Source organism: Spirosoma sp. SC4-14, from assembly GCF_037201965.1.
GTDB lineage: Bacteria > Bacteroidota > Bacteroidia > Cytophagales > Spirosomataceae > Spirosoma.
Genome location: NZ_CP147518.1, coordinates 2,921,370 through 2,941,268 on the forward strand (window position 1 = coordinate 2,921,370; position 19,899 = coordinate 2,941,268).

At 48.2% G+C, this 19,899-nt stretch carries 13 protein-coding genes; 12 read left to right on the forward strand and 1 reads right to left on the reverse strand.

What is annotated here, in order from left to right; genetic code table 11:
* Positions 1-9 precede the first annotated feature (9 nt).
* The 12 genes from WBJ53_RS11765 (at position 10) to WBJ53_RS11820 (ending at position 17,136) form a co-directional block, all read left to right on the forward strand.
* On the forward strand, positions 10-1,545 hold the full coding sequence (locus WBJ53_RS11765; RefSeq protein ID WP_338876314.1) for a SusD/RagB family nutrient-binding outer membrane lipoprotein: 1,536 nt from the start codon (positions 10-12) through the stop codon (positions 1,543-1,545).
* Between the two features lie 240 nt (positions 1,546-1,785).
* Positions 1,786-4,296 carry a phospholipase C, phosphocholine-specific gene (locus WBJ53_RS11770; RefSeq protein WP_338876315.1) on the forward strand — a complete coding sequence of 837 codons (2,511 nt, stop codon included), beginning with the start codon at positions 1,786-1,788 and terminating at the stop codon, positions 4,294-4,296.
* A 468-nt stretch (positions 4,297-4,764) separates the two neighbouring features.
* Positions 4,765-6,108 carry an ethanolamine permease gene (gene eat / locus WBJ53_RS11775; protein WP_338876316.1) on the forward strand — a complete coding sequence of 448 codons (1,344 nt, stop codon included), beginning with the start codon at positions 4,765-4,767 and terminating at the stop codon, positions 6,106-6,108.
* Between the two features lie 33 nt (positions 6,109-6,141).
* Positions 6,142-7,524, forward strand: coding sequence for an ethanolamine ammonia-lyase subunit EutB (locus tag WBJ53_RS11780; RefSeq protein WP_338876317.1), 1,383 nt, complete (start codon positions 6,142-6,144; stop codon positions 7,522-7,524).
* Positions 7,525-7,617: 93 nt separating this feature from the next.
* The gene (gene eutC, locus WBJ53_RS11785; RefSeq protein WP_338876318.1) at positions 7,618-8,397 is read left to right on the forward strand and encodes an ethanolamine ammonia-lyase subunit EutC; all 780 of its coding nucleotides are present in this window, start codon (positions 7,618-7,620) and stop codon (positions 8,395-8,397) included.
* 145 nt (positions 8,398-8,542) lie between these two features.
* Positions 8,543-9,871, forward strand: coding sequence for a tRNA (N(6)-L-threonylcarbamoyladenosine(37)-C(2))-methylthiotransferase MtaB (mtaB, locus tag WBJ53_RS11790; protein ID WP_338876319.1), 1,329 nt, complete (start codon positions 8,543-8,545; stop codon positions 9,869-9,871).
* Positions 9,872-10,179: 308 nt separating this feature from the next.
* Entirely contained in the window at positions 10,180-10,953 is a 774-nt protein-coding gene (locus WBJ53_RS11795) for a M48 family metallopeptidase (protein ID WP_338876320.1), read from the forward strand.
* 592 nt (positions 10,954-11,545) lie between these two features.
* Entirely contained in the window at positions 11,546-12,151 is a 606-nt protein-coding gene (locus WBJ53_RS11800) for a T9SS type A sorting domain-containing protein (RefSeq protein ID WP_338876321.1), read from the forward strand.
* 710 nt (positions 12,152-12,861) lie between these two features.
* Entirely contained in the window at positions 12,862-13,194 is a 333-nt protein-coding gene (locus WBJ53_RS11805; RefSeq protein ID WP_338876322.1) for a LuxR C-terminal-related transcriptional regulator, read from the forward strand.
* 182 nt (positions 13,195-13,376) lie between these two features.
* The gene (locus WBJ53_RS11810) at positions 13,377-13,628 is read left to right on the forward strand and encodes a hypothetical protein (protein WP_338876323.1); all 252 of its coding nucleotides are present in this window, start codon (positions 13,377-13,379) and stop codon (positions 13,626-13,628) included.
* Between the two features lie 88 nt (positions 13,629-13,716).
* The gene (locus WBJ53_RS11815) at positions 13,717-14,496 is read left to right on the forward strand and encodes a GLPGLI family protein (RefSeq protein ID WP_338876324.1); all 780 of its coding nucleotides are present in this window, start codon (positions 13,717-13,719) and stop codon (positions 14,494-14,496) included.
* Between the two features lie 3 nt (positions 14,497-14,499).
* Complete coding sequence (locus tag WBJ53_RS11820; RefSeq protein ID WP_338876325.1) at positions 14,500-17,136, forward strand: hypothetical protein; 2,637 nt, start codon at positions 14,500-14,502, stop codon at positions 17,134-17,136.
* A gap of 117 nt (positions 17,137-17,253) precedes the next feature.
* Here WBJ53_RS11820 and WBJ53_RS11825 read toward each other — a convergent pair whose 3' ends face one another.
* A complete protein-coding gene (locus tag WBJ53_RS11825) occupies positions 17,254-19,809 on the reverse strand; it encodes a glycoside hydrolase family 9 protein (RefSeq protein ID WP_338876326.1) in 2,556 nt (851 codons plus the stop codon).
* Positions 19,810-19,899 lie beyond the last annotated feature (90 nt).

Sequence of the window (19,899 nt, forward strand, 5' to 3'; positions counted from 1 at the left end):
ATTAATTGGATGAAAACGACTTTTAAACACTATATACTTGCCGGTCTGGTACTGTTGTCGTCGGCGGGGTGTTCGCACTTCGAAGCGATCAACTCGAACCCCGACGCAGCCGTAAATGCAACGGCACCCATGCTGGCGACCAAGCTGATTCTGAACATCACCGATGAAACGATCAGTTCTCAAAAGACCTTTATGCAGCCGTTTATGCTCGGCAAAACCATTCTGTATACCGAATTTGCCGAACCACAGCAGTATAACGATCTTGGCCGTACTAGTTTCGACGTGATTCCGGTGTTGACCAATGTTGAAAAAATGCTGGCTTATGCTGCGGGAAGTACGGCCAACGATTCGTATAGAGCACTGGGGCATTTTGTACGGGCCTGGAAGTTCTATAACCTGACCATGCGCGTCGGTGATATTCCCTACAGTAAGGCCCTGCAAGGCGAAACGGGTGGTATTGCGCCCGCCTATGACACGCAAAAGCAGGTTTTTCAGGGTATTTTGAGCGAACTCGACGAAGCCGATAAACTGTTTGCGGGCGGTATTAAATTTGACGGCGATCCGGTATATGGTGGTGATCCGGCAAAATGGCGGAAACTGGTGAATACCTTTGAATTACAGGTTCTGTTAAACCTCTATAAAAAAACGGCCGATACCGATCTCAAAGTTACCGATCGATTTAAGGAAATCGTTAGCAGCCGCCCGATTTTTGCGGGTAATGCCGACAATTTTCAACTGGTTTATTCCGACAAGGCCGGGCAACGGTATCCGTTCTATAAGCTGGGTAACCCATCTATCATTTACACGATGGTATCCAGCGTATTGACCGATAAACTGAAAGCACTCGACGACCGGCGGCTGTATTATTACGCTAATCCATCGGCGATTCAGATCAGTCAGGGAAAAGCCGTAAACGACCCGTCGGCCTATATCGGCACCGATCCGTCGATGGTGTATGCCGATGTTAGCAAAATCTACGCAACGAAAGATTATTCCAACATAAACAGCCGTTACATGGAATTAGCTGCTGGTGAGCCTGTTTATTTGCTGAGTTATGCCCAGTTGAAATTTATGCTGGCCGAAGCAACCGTTCGCGGCTGGATTGCGGGCACAACAGCCGATACATACTATCAAGACGGGATCCGGGCGGCCATGAAATTTGTGATGGACAATACGCCAAACGATGCCGCTTATCATCACAATATGCCCATTACAGACGCTTACATCGAGAGTTATGTTACCTCCGATAAGGTAAAACTCGCCGGAAGCGCCGACCAGCAGATTGCTCAGATTATAACTCAGCAGTTTCTGAGCACGTTCTTACAGGCACCTTACAACGCCTTTTTCGAAAATCGCCGGACAGGTTACCCTGCGTTTCCGGTTAATCCAGCTTCGAACGTAAATGTGCCGGGCGACAAACTACCCGTCCGTTGGTTGTATCCGCAGAGCGAACTGGACTATAATGGCGAGAACGTTAAGCAGGCCCTTACCTCTCAGTTCAATGGCAATGATAACACCAATGAACTGATGTGGATTTTAAAGTAATGTATTGGTAATAGAGAAAGCGGCCATCCGAACAGCCGCTTTCTCTATTTTTGAGGATTAGAATTACTCCGGCTTTTGTTTTATTACCGAATAGAGGCCCGATAGCGGGTAAATAGAGTATAAAAGGTAAGAATCGATATTGGGTTTAGGGTTGCTTCGCCTGTTAGTACATATCCTACGAATGCTTCGCAACCGTAAACCAGAACTGAATACCCAATACCGGCAAACCCACAGTACGTTATGGATTCCAGAAGAGAATTTCTTAAAAAAGCCGCCCTTTTATCCGCCAGCATACCGGGTGTACTTCCCGAATCAATTCAGAAAGCATTTGCCATTGATCCGCAGCCCGGAACTACCTATCTGGATGCCGAACACGTGGTAATTCTGATGCAGGAAAACCGCTCGTTCGATCACACGTACGGAACGCTCCAGGGCGTTCGGGGCTTCAACGACCCACGCGCGATTGAGTTGCCCAATAAAAACAAAGTTTGGTTGCAGACCAATGCAGCCAGAGAAACCTATGCGCCATTTCGACTGAATATTAAGGATACCAAAGCCACCTGGATGAGCTCGTTGCCGCACTCCTGGGAAAATCAGGTCGATGCCCGCAACGAGGGGCGCAACGATGGGTGGCTGGAGGCCAAAAAGTCGGGCAATAAAGCCTATGCGCATATGCCCCTGACAATGGGATACTACAACCGCGAGGATCTGCCCTTTTATTACGCACTGGCCGATGCCTTCACGGTTTGTGATCAGAATTTCTGTTCGTCGCTGACCGGCACAACACCTAACCGGCTGTATTTCTGGACTGGTACGATTCGTGACCCCCGCAATCCGAATGCCATAGCGAACGTCCGCAACGAAAATGTTGATTATGACGCCGAGGTAGACTGGACAACATTTCCCGAACGACTGGAACAACAGGGAATTTCCTGGCGAATTTATCAGAATGAAATCAGCCTGTCGACTGGGCTGGAAGGCGAAGAAGATGACTGGCTGGGTAACTTTACCGACAACCCCATCGAGTGGTTTTCGCAGTATCGGGTGCGTTTTCATCCGGCCTACTATTCGTTCATCAAGCAGGATGTAGACAAGGTGCCCGGCCGGATTCAGGCGCTGGAGGCAAAGCTGAAAACGATGTCGGAAAGCGACAAAGACTACGCCCGAACCAAACGGGAGTTGAGCAATCAGCAGCGCTGGCTGGAGGAGATTCGGAACGATCTGGTGACCTACACGCCCGAGAAATTCAGCCAACTCTCACAGCAGGAGAAAAATCTCTGCGAAAAAGCCTTTACGTCTAATGTAAACGATCCCGACTATCGCTCTCTAACCACGCTGACCTATCAGGATGGTGATACCAAACGCGAAATGAAGGTTCCCAAAGGCGATGTGCTGCACCAGTTTCGGCAGGATGTTAAAGACCGCAAGCTGCCAACGGTATCGTGGCTTATAGCCCCCGAAAATTTCTCCGATCACCCCGGCGCCCCCTGGTACGGAGCCTGGTATCTGTCGGAAGTGATGGACATCCTGACCCAGAACCCCGATGTCTGGAAGAAAACCATCTTTATTCTGGCTTATGATGAGAACGACGGCTATTTCGACCATATTCCGCCTTTCGTCCCATCGCATCCCGACCAGCCGACGAGCGGACAGACCAGTAAAGGCATCGATACGCGTCTGGAATTTGTGACGCAGGAGCAGGAAAACAAACGCCCGGGCAAAGGCCGCACCGGACCCATTGGCTTAGGGTTTCGGGTGCCACTCGTCATTGCATCGCCCTGGAGCCGGGGAGGCTACGTTTGTTCGGAAGTGTTCGACCACACATCGACACTCCAGTTTCTGGAAAAGTTTCTGAGCCATAAAACCGGTAAAAAGATCGAGGAGTCGAATATCAGCTCCTGGCGTCGGGCTGTTTGTGGCGACCTGACATCGGCATTCCGGCCGTATCAGGGCGAGAAAATCGCTCTGCCCCCCTTCGTTGCTAAAAAGCCGTTTATCGAAAGCATCCACAAGGCCCAGTTCAAGCCGGTGCCTACGGGCTATAAGGCGTTTAGTGCCGACGAAATTCGGCAGATAAATCTCGATCCGACGGCTTCGGACCATATGCCCCGGCAGGAGAAAGGAATCCGCCCGGCCAATGCCCTGCCCTATGAGCTATATGCCGATGGGCGTACCGCGGGTAACCGTTTCGTGCTTACAATGGCTGCCCGCACGGATGCCTTCGGCAAACAGGCTACTGGTGCTCCTTTTCAGGTGTATCAGATTCAGAATGGTGATGTTGCGGTGCGGTCATATGCGCTCTTGCCGGGCGATCAGCTTAGCGATTCGTGGGCGGCCGATGGGCCTTATCACTTGCGGTTATACGGACCAAATGGGTTCTTCCGGGAGTTTAAAGGTGGTGCCGGAAATCCACCCGTCGAAATTATGTGCGAATACGAACGGGACGCAAAGAAGAAATTTACCGGCAATGTATTCGTGCGGCTGAAAAACAACGATGCCGCCCGGACCTATCCCATTCAACTGATCGACAACGCATACCATGCCAAAGGCGAACAGCGTATGCTGGATAAAGCCGGAACGAAAGGGGCTCAGCAGACCATTGTTCTAAATCTGAAAAACAGCCACAACTGGTATGATTTCAGTGTGAAAGTAGCCGGGTTTGAGTCATTCCTGCAACAGTATGCGGGCCGGGTCGAAACGGGCAAGCCGAGCTACAGCGATCCACTCATGGGGCGCGTCGATAACGTGTAAGTATCGCTCCTATGATTTTTGGCCATTCCGAGATACTTTGTCATCCCGAGGAACGAGGCATCTTTGCCGACTGACTAGTTAATAAGTTTACCCGAAGATCTCTCGTTTCTCGGGATGACAAAAAATATGCATTAAGAAAAGTTTAACATCTTCAATGGTAACGTTGGTTTGCCCGTTCTGAAAAATCTGTTTGTGGATAGGCTGATAATCAGCCTACAGTGCCCTATTGGAATATAGAATAGTTTTACCTTTGCGAATTGGATGGTTTATTTGTAGAATCTAAGCAATTGCAGAATTTTCTATTGGTTTTTTGAGTGATACATTCTTTAATATTGAACCTATTGGGCTTTTCTATAAGTGAGTCCTAATTGGTTTTTTTGTCATTCCTCGTTTATCGAGACGACAAAAAAATATTGAAATAACAGTTTAAACGGGTTCATTAATTACGATTACTCTCCCAACTATACGATGACCGACCAGCAACCTGAATTAAAAAAAGCATTGAAACCCATTCATTTATGGGCTATTGGGGTTGGGTTGGTTATTTCGGGCGAATACTTCGGATGGAATTATGGATGGGCCGTTGCCGGCACCATCGGACTGCTGATTGCAACGCTGGTGATCACGCTGCTCTACTTCACTTTCATTTTTAGTTTTACCGAGCTGACTACCTCTATCCCGAATGCGGGAGGACCGTTTGCGTATGCACTGAAAGCTTTTGGCCCTATGGGCGCGCTTATTGCTGGTTATGCAACGTTGATTGAATTTCTGTTTGCGGCTCCGGCTATTGCGCTGGCTCTTGGCAGTTACCTCCATTTTCTTTATCCGGCGGTTCCGGTCATAACGGCAGCAATGGGTTCTTACGTTGTTTTTACACTGATTAATCTCCTGGGAGTTCAGGAGGCTGCCTGGTTTTCGCTGATCATGACGTTGCTGGCTATTGTGGAGCTGCTTTTGTTTATCGGCGTTGTGTCTCCGCATTTCAAACTGGATAATTTTCTGCATAATCCAATGCCCTTTGGCTGGCCGGGTGTTTTTGCGGCATTGCCGTTTGCAATCTGGCTGTATGTCTGTCTCGAAGGGGTAGCTATGGTTGCCGAGGAGGTGAAAAACGAAAAAAATGCCATTGCCAACGGGTATATCTCGGCACTACTTACGCTGACGATTCTGGCTTTGGCAGTTATGATTTGTGTGGGTGGTATTGCCGAATGGGAGCAGTTGGATCACCTGGATTATCCGCTACCAGAGTCGATTGCGCTCGTGCTGGGGCGCGACAATCCATTGACCAGGTTGTTTGCCAGCGTTGGTCTGTTCGGATTGATCGCGTCGTTTCATGGCATTATCATAAGCTATTCGCGGCAGATTTTTGCCTTGTCCCGTAGTAATTACCTGCCCGGCTTGTTGGCTAAGGTAAGTCCTCGCAGGCAGGTGCCGTACCTGGCTTTGGTGGTTGGTGGGGCGCTGGGAATGCTGGCCCTGGTGCTGCTCGATACCAGTAAACTGGTGATTCTTTCGACGATTGGCGCGGTTGTAGTTTATGTCGTTAGTATGCTGGCACTGTTTAAGTTGCGGCAAACCGAGCCCGCCATGGCTCGACCGTTCAAAGCACCGTTTTACCCAGTGTTTCCGGCTGTTGCCCTTTTACTGGCACTGCTGGCGCTGGCCGCTATGCTTTACTTTTATTGCTGGCTTAGTCTGTTTTTTTTTGGTGGACTGCTCCTTATTACGGTCGTTTTCTTCGTGTCGGGACGATATCGGAAAAGCAAAGAAGACTGGCTGGCAGGATTATCTGTTAATGGTACATCTGATTAGTGACTGAAAGAACAGACCTAAAAACGGAGGAAAATGGCTTATCAATGCACCGTTGGTAATTTCACATATCGGTTTGGCGATCTGAAGGAACTGCTGGCTAAGGCAAGTCCGCTTCGATCGGGCGATGTGCTGGCGGGGCTGGCGGCCGAAAGTTATGAAGAACGGGTAGCGGCACAAATGGCGCTGGCCGATGTGCCGTTGGTAACGTTTCTGAATGAAGCTGTGATTCCGTATGAATCCGATGATGTAACGCGACTCATCATCGACACGCACAATAAAGCCGCATTTTCAGGGATTGGCCACTTTACTGTTGGCGACCTGCGCGACTGGCTCCTGAGCGACGAAGCCGATACCACTGCCCTCCAGCAACTGGCCTGGGGCCTGACCCCCGAGATGGTGGCCGCCGTTTCTAAACTGATGCGCAATCAGGATCTGATTCTGGTGGCAAAAAAATGTGAGGTTGTTACCCGGTTCCGAAACACAGTCGGTTTGCAGGGGCATCTGTCGGTTCGGTTGCAGCCCAATCACCCAATCGACGATACGCGAGGCATTGCCGCCAGTATTATCGATGGATTGCTCTATGGTAGTGGCGATGCAACCATTGGCATCAATCCAGCCACCGATAGCCCGGCTGCAACGTCCCGGCTGTTGTATATGATCGACGGAATTCGGGAGCGATTTGCCATTCCAACGCAGAGTTGTGTCTTAAGTCATGTGACAACTACGCTTCAGCTTATGGAGCAGGGAGTGCCCGTCGATCTGGTTTTTCAGTCGATTGCGGGTACCGAGAAAGCCAATGCCAGTTTCGGCATAACACTGCCAATTTTGCAGCAAGCCTACGAGGCCGGGCTGTCACTGAAGCGGGGGACAATTGGTAACAATGTCATGTATTTCGAAACCGGTCAGGGGAGCGCCTTGTCGTCGGGGGCGCACCATAACGTCGACCAGCAAACCTGCGAAGTTCGGGCCTATGCCGTAGCCCGGCAATACAGGCCGTTTCTGGTAAATTCGGTTGTTGGCTTTATTGGGCCTGAGTACCTCTTCGACGGAAAGCAGATTATTCGGGCGGGGCTCGAAGATCATTTCTGCGGAAAACTGCTCGGTTTGCCCATGGGGATGGACATCTGCTATACGAACCACGCGCAGGCCGATCAGGACGATATGGATACGTTATTAACGCTGCTGGGCGTAGCGGGCATTAACTTCATTATGGGCGTTCCGGGAGCCGACGATATTATGCTGAACTACCAGTCGACTTCGTTTCACGATGCGCTCTACCTGCGCCGGGTGCTTGGGCTTCGTCCCGCTCCTGAATTTGAGGAATGGTTGCTTCGGCAGGGGATCATGGATGCCACCGGAAATCGACTATCGACAAACGTACAAAAGGAGTTGTATGCGGCATTGCTACCGGCCTAAAAAAGCGGGGAGAGCGCGGATTGCAGGGGTGGTTGGGAGAACACAGGCTGAGTTTTCCGCGCGCTCCCCGCGCGAAGCTCCCCGCAATTAACTATGGACGAACTAAAAAAAACAGGCATTGAGCCCGATGACTGGGCTTCGCTAAAGACCTATACCAGTGCCCGGATCGCGTTGGGTAAGACCGGTGTGTCGATTCCTCTGAAGGAGTCGCTTCGGTTCAAAATGGCGCACGCTCATGCAAAAGATGCGGTGTATTCAACGCTCGATACAATGGGTTTGCAGGCGTCGTTGCACCGGCTGGATGTGCCCGTATGTTGTGTGCATAGCCGGGCCGAAAACCGTGATGTTTACCTGCAACGCCCCGACCTGGGCCGTTTGTTATCGGGCCAGTCGACTCGCCAGCTCCAGGCACTGGCACTGGCACCCGCCGATATTAGCCTGATTGTTGCCGATGGGCTTTCGGCTAGTGCGGTCAATAGCTATGCTCCGCCCGTGCTGCAATTTTTGGTTGAAGCCATTCATCAGGCTGGTTATTCGCTGGCTCCGCTGGTATTGGTCGAGCAGGGGCGCGTTGCCATCACCGATGCCATTGGTGGCATTTTGCGCCCCCGGCTGGCCATTATGCTGATTGGTGAACGACCGGGGCTTAGTTCGTTCGATAGCATGGGAGCCTACATTACCTATGATCCTCAGCCGGGCCTAACCGACGAACGTCGAAATTGCATCTCCAATATTCGTGATGAGGGCCTCCCCCCTCTGATGGCCGTCAATAAGCTTATGTGGTTGATTGAGTCGGCCTTTCGGCTGAAACTCACCGGCGTTGCGCTCAAAGATCATGACGATTGCGAACCACAGCGTTTAGCAATCGAGTGATTTTCAGAAGACAGCGGGGAACCCACCCCGTTGTTTTTTTGTATTTTTGCGAGAAAAGGGGGAGAGGTTTATGGTTGCTCCGCCTATCAGCATTCACCCTTCTGTGGCGGAGCAACCATAAACCTCTCCCCCAAACTACTGTATCGTGAAAAAAGTCGCTTTTTATACACTCGGTTGTAAACTGAATTTTTCGGAATCGTCGACGCTGGCTCGGTTGATGGAGCAGCAGGGTTACGAACGGGTAGAGTTCAATCAGCAGCCGGACATTTTCATCATCAACACCTGTTCCGTAACGGACAATGCCGACAAAAAATGCCGGAAAATTGTTCGCGAAGCCCAGAAGATCAATCCCAACGGGTATGTGGCTATTCTGGGATGTTATGCCCAGCTAAAGCCCCAGGAAATTGCCAACATTCCGGGCGTAGATGCCGTGCTGGGTGCTGCCGAAAAATTCCGTCTGCACGAACTGATGCCGACCTTCGAAAAAGTTCCGACGGGGCAGCCAGCGCAGGTCTTCAATTCGCCCATCGAAGAAGCCATCGACTATCACGCATCGTATTCGCTCAATGATCGGACGCGTACTTTCCTGAAAGTGCAGGATGGCTGCGATTATCCGTGTGCCTATTGCACTATTCCGCTGGCGCGGGGCAAAAGTCGCTCCGATACAATGGCCAATGTAGTGAAAGCTGCTCGTGAAATAGCGGCCAGGGGCGTTAAGGAAATTGTGCTGACGGGTGTAAATATTGGTGATTTTGGCTTGGTGGATGGAGAGCGTCAGGAAACGTTTTTTGATCTTGTACGGGTACTCGACGAAGTAGAAGGCATTGAGCGATTCCGGATTTCCAGCATTGAACCGAATCTGCTTACCGACGAAATTATCGCCTTTGTGGCTCAATCGAAGCGGTTTGTGCCGCATTTTCACGTTCCCTTGCAGTCGGGCAGTAATCGGGTGCTGGGGCTGATGCGTCGACGCTACCGGCGCGAACTCTATGCCGACCGGGTGCAGAAAATTAAGGAACTGATGCCCCATGCCTGCATTGGTGTTGATGTGATTGTGGGTCACCCCGGCGAAACCGACGAAGCTTTTAAGGAAACCTATCTGTTTTTGAACGAGTTGCCAGTGTCGTATCTGCACGTTTTTACGTACTCCGAGCGGCCAAATACAACAGCCTTAGCCATTAAGCCAATTGTTCCGGGCCATGTTCGGGCCGAGCGGTCGAAGATGCTGCACATTCTGTCGGATAAGAAACGCCGGGCATTCTACGAGTCGCAGGTTGGGCGAGATGCAACGGTATTGTTTGAAGAAGACATTGCCGATGGTATGATGCAGGGCTTTACCGAAAACTACGTTCGGGTAATAGCCAAATACGATCCACTTCGCATCAATGAAATGATTCCGGTACAGCTAACGGCCATAAATGCCGATGGGCTAATGGAAGTTGACGAAGCCGTGGGTGTTTATGAAAGTCACTGACTACTAAAAAGGGAAAGCCGACAAAGCCGCATAAATGGGAGATGATTTTCGCCTGTTTATGCGGCTTTGGGCTATAATGGGTTGTTTCGTCCGCGATTGTATCGCAGATGCCCGAGGGGCGCGTCCACAATGCTTTTACCGAACAATCCAATAAGTTTCATGCCTCAGTCGTTCGCGATTTTATCACTTTTTCCGTTCCATTATGCGAACCGGTGGATATGAACCGTTAAACCTCTAGCATATTGAGCAGGTTGTTTTAGTGGATAATAGAAGGTAGTGTATAATAAGACTAGCTCGCAACTCAACGTATGAAACGTATCGTATTAACTGGATGCATTGCGCTGGCGTTTTCGTTAGCTACAGTAGCGCAGAACCGTGTTAATCCAGATCTTGTACAGGCAGGACTCGAGGCTATTCAGGCGGCTACGCTGACCGACGCTCAGGTGGTTGCCTACACGCGCGAGGCTGTCAAGCAGATGGATGCCCAAAACCCGGTTGCAGCCGCCAATGACCCATACACTCAACGCCTGAACCGTATTGTCAGTCGACATCATACCGTTAGTGGCCTGCCCATCAACTATAAAGTATATAAAGTGAAGGATGTTAATGCCTTTGCTACGGCCGATGGCAGCGTTCGGGTATTTAAGGGGTTAATGGACATCATGACCGACCAGGAATTACTGGCCGTTATGGGGCATGAAATTGGCCACGTCATCAACCACGACTCGCGTGATGCCATGAAAAGCGCCCTGCAACGGTCGGCCATTCGGGATGCGGTTTCCTCTCAGTCGGGAACCCTGGGCAAACTGTCGCGTTCGCAGTTGGGCGATGTTGCCGATTATCTGGTAGGGGCTTCCTTTAGCCGGAAACAGGAAAGTGAAGCCGACGATTATAGCTATGATTTCCTGAAACGCAACGGCTACAACGTGATGGCGCTGGCTACTGCGTTCGAAAAACTGGATAAATTAAGTGGTGGTGGCCAGGGTGGGAAAGTAGCAAGTATTCTGTCGACTCACCCCGATAGCCGTACGCGGGCCGAGCGGATACGGGTCCGCGCCCGTCGCGATGGCCTGGCCCGGTAAACTTATAGCTAAAGTCTTTTATCGTCTACAGAGGCACAGAGAACACAAAGAGATTTAGACGCCGTTTGTGTCCTCTGTGCCTCTATAGACAACAAGTATCTACTTCAAAAAGCTTATAACAGCTTTGATATAGGTTTCTAATGCCTGCAACCATACCCAGATTATAGAGAAGCCTTTCACCCCTTCAAGGTTCTTTCTAGCGAATATGCCTTTTGGTTCTATAGTAATATCAGCACTCCGTGCTTGAAAATGTTCATGAAAAGCCCTGCTGTAACCAAGGTTGATTAGCAGGTTAAAGCACAAAATGAGCTATCCGATAAAATGTGTCAATCTGACATAATTGTACAATCTGTATGAAAATTAGACTTTAGAATGTGGATAGTCCTAATTTTTAGAATTATTAAAAAAATACAAATCATAAGTACTTATAAGGGACTTGTTGTACTTTTTTTATAATCGCCCTAATTTGCCTATATTGCATTGGATAAAATAAAGAATATTTGCATAAAACCTAGTTTTTGGGTCAAAAACTATTGCATTAGATATGCTTTTGTACCCACCTTTGTCACGGAAAAATTAAAATTCAAATCCAATGAAACAGTTCCGTTTAGCAATTGCCGTACTAGTATCTGTATGCGGTCTGGCGGGCATGGGAGATGCCAAAGCCGACAATGGTTCAATCGTAAGCGGGGTGAATGTTGAGAAGTCCGAGCAAAAGAAAGTACGTTTATATACACAAACCGCGCAGCCGGTCGATGTCGCTATCATTGATGCCGAAGGGCACCTGCTGTACCGGGGCGTAGCTTCTAAAAACCAGAAAGGCACTACCTCGTTCAACCTGAACAACCTACCCGACGGTCAGTATTTCCTGACGGCCAGCAACGATACCTACTGGATGTCGCAGGTGTTCACGATCAATGGTAATTCACTGACGCTCGATAAAAACGGTCTGAAACAAGTGCTGCAACCAACAGTAATGGCTTACGACAAAAATAAATTCGAAGTAAGCCTGCCCGCTAACAATGTCGAAGAAGCAAATGTTGCTATCTACGATGCGCAGAACGTATTGGTACAAACCGATACCTTCTCGGGTGCGGCTCGCCGGTTCGATCTATCGGCTCTGCCCGATGGTGCTTACACCTTCATCGTTGGCCCTAGCCAAAAACAATTCACGACCCGCGTCGACATCAAACACTAAGCTTCGGATAGCTGGTGTAAAGGCCATTTGGCCCGATATTTCTCAACTCCAGTGATCTGGTTTTTCGGACAAACCCGGTCACACCCAATGCTTAGCCCGCTCCAATCTGGAGCGGGCTTTTTTGTTAAGAGAAGAATTTTTCGGATTAATTCTGGCTGGGAAGTTTTTCTTTTACGCGGGAAGCGGTACCTTTGCTTCGTCAACATGAGCAAAACTTTCCCGATTTATCGGAATGGTTTCACTCGCTAGCCCGGATGGTCCGAACATCCGGGCTTTTTTTATGCCTTTTTCTGAGCGTGTACGGTTTCTAGCCTACCTCTACAGTTCTACCTTACAAGGATTTTAGCACTATCTATCTTTCTTCCTATACTTGAATTAGAAGGATAACCTGATGATAGTTGAGCAAACTCATTGTGCCACCTTAGTGGTGAATGGCTCGCTGCGAGTAAATATCTGATAAGCAATTATTTCACGGTTCTATTCAGGCTTTAATCGCATTTTAATGGATATAAGTATCATTTTGTTTATGGGTATATATTTATTTGTAGTAATTATTGGTAATTATGATGAATTTTGAATGTGTTTGTTCAGGTAACAACTAGTTGATACCATTTGGACTTAGATACTTCGTATAGCTAATTCATCTTACCAAAAGACAAGAGTAATAGTTTACTATCGAACCACCAGTTCAATTAATACGCTAATTTCTTATGGAGGCAGTAGTCCCTTTATCTCATCAAAAAATATTACCACCCGAAGTTCGTGAGTTAACTTACCGTGAATGGGAGGTTCTGCTCCTTATAGCCTGTGATATGGACAATGCGGAAATAGCTGACCAGCTCAATTTAACAGAAAAAAGTGTTCAGAATTACCGGTATCGAATTGCCTGTAAACTGGATTTACAAGGCCGACACAAACTGGCGAAATACGCTCGTAAACATGCTGAGTATTTACAGCGATATTATGAGCTACTTGTAGGCAAACTCTCATCCAACTTATCCTATTTCTCCCCCCCCCCTAATATAGGATATTTGGTTGCATGAAGTTTTCTTTTTGCTTTGTTGGGTAAATAATTGAAGTGCTAACACCTCATTAATTGAGGTGTTAGCACTCTGTTGAAACAGAGTAAGGAGAAATAATTTTGGTGGCAAGAAAACAACCTGCCGATGTCGACTAAGCGCGGATGTTTTTGGGTCTTAATCATCATTTTTAATCTTATTCCTAAATGAAAACTTTACTCAAAGGTGGAATTACGGCCGCTTTGCTGTTCACTGCATCTCTATCGTTTGCTGCTAATTCAGTTGCACATTCTGGTATTATTGTGTCTACAAGTTCAACTAAAATGGTAGCAAAGCCGATTGATGTTAAAATAACTAAAGCAGCACCAAAAGCCTTATACGATGTCTGCTTCCGTTGTAGTTTTTACCCTCTCATAGGGATGATGATTTGTGCACAGATTAAATGTCCTGAACAATAGGTGTTTTTTTATTAGGTGTATCTATTGTCAACATTTATTACTATTGGTGATGAATGTTGACAATAGATACTTTAAATTAAGAAATTGCATGAATAAGTTCTGTTTAATCGGTTTATATATACTCATTTCGTTACCTGCACTAGCCCAGTCTGAGCAATCTCAGGCCGTGTTTAGTTACCAAAAAAATGTGTCTTTGATGGGTACAGTAATAGATGCAGGGATTGAAGACTTATTTTATAATGGTACAGCGAGTGTATACATACAATATGCTAAAAAGGCTCAATCGGCCTCAGAGCCGCAAACAATTGTAAAAGGAGACACCCGAATTACGCTAGATCGTCATGATCCGACTGACGATGGAAAGGATTTTATTATTTATCAGAACTATAAAACAAAAGTACTTGTCAATCGAACCGCTTTTTCGAATGGCAAACGATGTGTTGTTCAGGATAGTATACCAGTTTTTGACTGGAAACTGGAGCCAGAAAAAAAACGAATTGGTGCCTACGATTGCCAAAAAGCCACTACCACTTTCCGATGTGCCAAATATACAGTTTGGTTTACAACCGAAATTCCCGTAAGTATCGGGCCTGCTAAATTAGGTGGCTTACCAGGTTTGATAGTGGAAGCTACTAATGAACGGGCCGAAGCAACGTACAAGCTAATAGTGGCTAATTATCCAGTATCTACCAAAACATACAAAATAGCACCACCAGACATGGGCGATCCCGTCTATACGTACGAGGCTTACCGGAAAATTGAGATTGTTGAGCAAGACAAAATGCTAAAATTCCTGAGTAGTTCGGCAGATGCGATACCCGGCACAAAACCCATTATAAATTTCCCTGAATGTCTTGATGGTAAATAGCCTATGCGTTTGATAGTACTGCTACTGTTTGCCACATTGCAGCCGTACTACTACACGTTTGCCCAAACGACGCTAAATGGACATGTCGTATCATTAGCGGCCCAGCAACCCATTGAATCGGCCTATGTCACCGTTTGTCATTTGCCCGATAGCCTGGTGGTAGCATTTGCCCGTACCAATGCATATGGTGTATTCAATCTGACGTTTACTCCCGAAGCCGGGCAAGTGTATTTTCTGAGAGTGTCGCATATTAGCTATAGGCAAGTGAATGTTCCTTTGTCAGCGGATATTCACTTGCCTATGAAAGTGGAAATGGAGGCTGGTAGCTTGATCCTCAATGAGGTACAAGTCTCGGCGAAAGTATCGGTTCGGGAGAAAGGCGATTCGACCCGCTATAAAGTCGATGCGTTCAGAAATGGTTCTGAGCAAACGCTGGAAGAGGTATTGAAGAAAATGCCGAATATTCGGGTCGATGATAATGGCGATATTTACTTCAAAAATAAGCGGGTTGATAAAGTATTTATCGACGGTGATGATCTGGCTGGTAATACTTACCAGTTAGCGACCCGTAGCATCAACCCGGCGGTTTTGAACGAAGTGCAGGCTATTGAGAATTTTTCGGAAAATAAGCTCCTGCGTAAAATTGAGCAGGGTAATCAGACTGTACTTAACCTTGCCGTTAAAGATGACCGAAAGTCACTATTATTCGGCATGATCGATGCTGTAGCCGGACCCCAACGCTACAATGGGGTGGGTAATTTGTTTTCTTATAGTAAGAAGATAAAAGCATTTGCGGTACTTTCTGGTAATAACACGGGCATTCGGCGGCTCGACCTGACCGATGCCAATGCCACCGTACTAACCGACGAACGTCCGGCAACGGAGCTACTTATTAGACCGTTTACTCAAACGGCTCAACCGTTTCCCCGTCACCTGAACTCGCCTTTAGAAAATCTGAACCATGAGCAGGTAGGAACGTTTAACGTAGCAGTCAACCCAACGAAAGCGTTAAAAATAACGGCTAATCTGTCGCTCCTTCGTGACCGTGTACAGGCCGGTCGATTGCAGGGCTATCAATTGATTAGCGATACGCCCGTAGCCTATCAACAGGCCGATACATTACAGCAGCAACCCTCTTTAGTTCATCTCAAGCTACAGATTAACTACGATTTGTCGGCTCGAACGAGCTTTCTTTATCGGGGTGTGGTAGGCGAAAAGACGATTGATTTACAACAGATAACGCAGTTTATAACAGGCGTTCAGGCTGATCGTTTTCCGCAACAGTTTACCAATCGACTTACCGATTATAGGCATTTTATTGAATTTACACGAAAAATAAACGACCATCAGGCACTGGTGGTTTCGGGACAGGTTACACGTACTTATCTCAGCGAACAATATGCTGCCCGGCTTAACCCTTTCCTGGCGTTGGCCGTTTTTGGTGATTCGCTAACGAACGAGCAGGCATTTACGCAACAAGTTGGTCAAACCAACCAGTTAGCAGCTATACAGGTCCGGTGGCTATACGGGACGAAAACGCGTAAGTTTGAACAGCAGCTTGGCTTTCAGCATAATGCGTTTGATGCATTGATTCAGCAACAAAATGCCTCCAGTAGTCTCACGAACCAGCCGTTACACATGGATCGACAAACGATCTATAGTCGTACATCGGGTAAATTAATCTGGCCGAAGTGTGAAATAAGCGGATACGTGCAACTTGGGCAAGTTTGGAACGTATTGGATAAAGAGCCTGGTAACCGAAGTCCATTGCAGGCTAACCTGACCACTTCGTATAAGATAAACCGGTTGAGCCAGCTTGTGTTGAGTTACGACCACCAAGCTATGCCTGTCGTCAATACATATTTAATTCATGCACCAATTATTACTGATTTTCGGACTGCCCAGCAAGGGAATAAAGGATTGCTTTTCGATGTTAGAGATCAACTTAGTTTAAGCTACCTCTTCTCCGACATTGCCTATCGGAAGATGACACTGCTAACGTCCTTATTTGCCTCCCGTTCAGCCAGTTTCTGGAATCTGGCTGATCTGAGTTTTACGTCTGACTATACACTCGCTAGGCTCATAAATACTCCCAACGTGTATACAGTTGGGGGGATTGGCTCGCTCGAAAAATTGGTTTATCCACTTTCCGGTAATATTCGAGTATTGATTAATGCTCTATCTAATCAGGGCCTGCAACAGATTAATGGAGTATCGAGGAAGGTCAATACTTTTGTGCCTACCGCCACGATAAAATACATATCAGCATTCACTTCTCCATTTAATGTTGATATGGGACTGACGTATACGCATACCGCGTTATCAGTTTCTCAGGAAAACCAAACTTTTCGGCAACAGTTTACTATCTGGAATGGATCTGTTCAATTGGTTTTTCGGGAGAAGTTATACCAGTTAGGCGCTACCATTGAGGGGAATCGGATTCAGCAGAATAATTATTTATTTCTTAAGGCAAATGCCAGCTATGTATTTAGCCCGAAACTTTCCTTAAAACTGGATATTATGAATCTACAGAATCAGACAACCTATCAGCAAGTAACGATTTCACCAGCTACATATTCTGTGGGTAGGTTTCCGTTGCTGCCTCGTATGGTTCTGGCGGGAGTTCGGCTTAGTTTTTAAAAACTAACTCTGTCTTTAGGTAATATAGCTTCTTGAGTTTCACACTTTTCGGCATTTGTACTGTAGGTAATGAAGAATCAGAATAATGATTTGCAGGACAGTGTAAATTTCTGAGCGCTATAAGTTCTTTAACGGTATGATTCGATACGTTTTCTGCTCCAGTTCCGTGAGCAGTTCATCCAGATGATCGTATAGTTTGTCGGTGCGGGCGGGGTCGGTGCCAATGTGCATGAGTAGAATAAACCCATTCAATCCTGACGGATTGCGTTGTTCATACGCCCGAATCGACTGTAGTATGTCGGCACTGCTGCGGTAGTTAGGGGCATCGGGCGTGGTGTAGTCGGCATGGCTGAGGGTGCCGGGCGTGTAATTGATGAGCCGCAGACCGGCCTTTTTTGTCCAGATCGCAATGCTGTCGTTGTACCATTCGTAAGGCGGAAGAAAGAACAAAGCCTTGCTGCGTTGAATGCCAAAACGCCCGAGTGCCCGGTAATTGGCTTTCAGATCGGCCGTAAACTGGGCTTTCGTTACCAGCAGACTGTCCCGGTTTTTCCAGTCGCAATAGAGCAAATGCTGGTCAGAATGCGGGCCAACGTAATGCCCATCCCGACGCAATTGCTGAACGATTGGGCTGAAAGCAGGATTCCGCAGAAAGCGGCCTGTCAGAAAAAACGATGCTTTCAGTTTATGCTGATGCAGAATTTTGGCAATTGTTTTCCCGCCGTCGGCAAACTCATCGCCCGTAAATACGATCGCTAGTTGGCGAACGCTGGTGTCGCCCCGAATTTTTGCTCCTTTCACATAGGTCGATTTCGTATCGCTCGGTAGTAATGACGAACCGGCTGGATTTGTGACAGACGTTTTCGGACGTTTTTCGCTTTGTTTCGCGGCCAGCAGATAGACCAGCGACGCCGTACCATCCATTGTGGGTTCGTTGGTGCTATAATCGCCAAAATCGTCGTGATAAACGGCTACATCGCTCTGAAATGCGGCATATTCGTCGGGCTCATGAAGCGTAATCCCAATCAGGTTTTTATAGATGCTCCCTCTGACGGGGCCATCTACCAGACCCCCATCAATCGGGTATTGTTTCAGATGCGTAAAGGCCGAATGCGGATCGGTGGGCGTATCGGCATTGGCCGGAAGCCCATACACAAAACTGGTTCCCCACGGATTGCAGCCAAACAACCAGTCGAAATTGGCCTGTTCGAGGGCTGCATATTGCTGATCGCCAGTGAGCTGGCGATACCAAAGACATTGGGTCGCAAAGGAGGTTGTGAGGTTGTTGCTGCACCAGATGAACGGAACGCCCCGGTAAAAGGCATTTTGCCGGGCCCGTTGCCAGACCGTTTCAATTCCTTTTTTATAAAAATCGGTAACCTGTTTTCGCTGACTGACAGGCAGTTGTTTGGCAAGAGCAGCATGACCGATATTCACAAACGGATACCATTGATAATGACGGGCCGTATCGTTTTCGATCCAGGGCGTAACGGGCTCCTGACGGGCGTATTTCAGCGCTGTATTACGCCAGAGAATGGCCTGCTGGCTTCGTGTGCCCATCATATTGATCTGCTCAACCGATGCCAGTTCCATGTCGTCGGTGTAGTTGTCTTCTTCATAAAAATAAGGTGCCCGGCCCGGTGCCGTCTGGCAGTTGCCGGGTTTGTCCAGTCCCAACTGATAAGCCGATCGGGAGCGTTGGCGCAGTAAGTCAACATAGTGCCGATCAATATAGTCTGCCGGGCGACTCCGCATTAATTGATAGCCTAACGACAGTGCACTGCTGACCTTTCCGGCGGTTGAGGCTACACCCGTTGCACGATTTTTGTATTTGAACAGGCCCTGCGGTTCACCAGTCGCGAAATAAACCGGGCGTTCGTAACCTTTGCCATAAAAGTTATCTTCACCGGGTAAGCGCAAACCGGCGTGGTCACGGTCGTCGGCGAGCTGATTGAAAAGCCAGTTGTCGGTTGGATGCATTTTCAGCAACCAGTCGAGACCCCAGTGGGCTTCGTCGAGCACATCGGGTTGACCATTGGCACCCGCAAGGCCATTGGTCTGATACTGATCGCCAAAGGCGTCGGGAAAATCGCGGAGAGCGGCCAGCAGGTGATAGGTTGCATTGGCCGAGGTCGTCACATATTGAAGGTAATCCGATGCGTCGTGCCATCCGCCCGATACGTCGATGTGTGTGCTATCGGGCATGGGGCCATACATGGTATAGCCGTCGTGGGTGTGGCAGGAATCCTTCAGGAATGGATTGAAGCCGCTGCGTTGCTGGCGCATATAGCGCAGGCAAAAATCGGCAGCACCATCATATACATGCTCATCGATCCTGAAAATTGGAGAGCGCGTGCCGTCGTCGGTTCGGAGGTAATATCGACCGGGTTGCCGATAGCCGCTAAAAGTAAGGCGGTACGTCTGTTTAAAGGGACCATAAGCGCCAAACCCCTGCCCAACTTCGCGTTGCAAAACAACCTGATCATTATCGGCATTGACAAGCTGGAATCGCTGGGCTTTACCTTCGGTCAGGCTGCCCCACACGGCGGTTTTGGGGCTCGCTGGCTGGTACCCTAACAGGTTGATGCGAATGACTGCCGACTCATCGGCGCGAACCATAAATGCAGCAGATCCTACCGTTAGCAGGACTATCAGAAGTATTCTCAAAAACATAACGAAGCAACGGACCCGATAGCAGGCCATTGATCCGGGCAAGATAGGGAAACTTTAAGAATGCTCTACTAATTAAGGCGAGTTGAGCGC

Excerpts from the sequence above, each read along its gene's own strand:
- WBJ53_RS11805 (WP_338876322.1), top strand. The coding sequence starts at position 12,862 with ATGGAGGCAGTAGTCCCTTTATCTCATCAAAAAATATTACCACCCGAA.
- eat (WP_338876316.1), top strand. The coding sequence starts at position 4,765 with ATGACCGACCAGCAACCTGAATTAAAAAAAGCATTGAAACCCATTCAT.
- eutC (WP_338876318.1), top strand. The coding sequence starts at position 7,618 with ATGGACGAACTAAAAAAAACAGGCATTGAGCCCGATGACTGGGCTTCG.
- WBJ53_RS11810 (WP_338876323.1), top strand. The coding sequence starts at position 13,377 with ATGAAAACTTTACTCAAAGGTGGAATTACGGCCGCTTTGCTGTTCACT.
- WBJ53_RS11820 (WP_338876325.1), top strand. The coding sequence starts at position 14,500 with ATGCGTTTGATAGTACTGCTACTGTTTGCCACATTGCAGCCGTACTAC.
- WBJ53_RS11825 (WP_338876326.1), bottom strand. The coding sequence starts at position 19,809 with ATGTTTTTGAGAATACTTCTGATAGTCCTGCTAACGGTAGGATCTGCT.
- WBJ53_RS11765 (WP_338876314.1), top strand. The coding sequence starts at position 10 with ATGAAAACGACTTTTAAACACTATATACTTGCCGGTCTGGTACTGTTG.
- WBJ53_RS11770 (WP_338876315.1), top strand. The coding sequence starts at position 1,786 with ATGGATTCCAGAAGAGAATTTCTTAAAAAAGCCGCCCTTTTATCCGCC.
- WBJ53_RS11815 (WP_338876324.1), top strand. The coding sequence starts at position 13,717 with ATGAATAAGTTCTGTTTAATCGGTTTATATATACTCATTTCGTTACCT.
- WBJ53_RS11780 (WP_338876317.1), top strand. The coding sequence starts at position 6,142 with ATGGCTTATCAATGCACCGTTGGTAATTTCACATATCGGTTTGGCGAT.
- WBJ53_RS11795 (WP_338876320.1), top strand. The coding sequence starts at position 10,180 with ATGAAACGTATCGTATTAACTGGATGCATTGCGCTGGCGTTTTCGTTA.
- WBJ53_RS11800 (WP_338876321.1), top strand. The coding sequence starts at position 11,546 with ATGAAACAGTTCCGTTTAGCAATTGCCGTACTAGTATCTGTATGCGGT.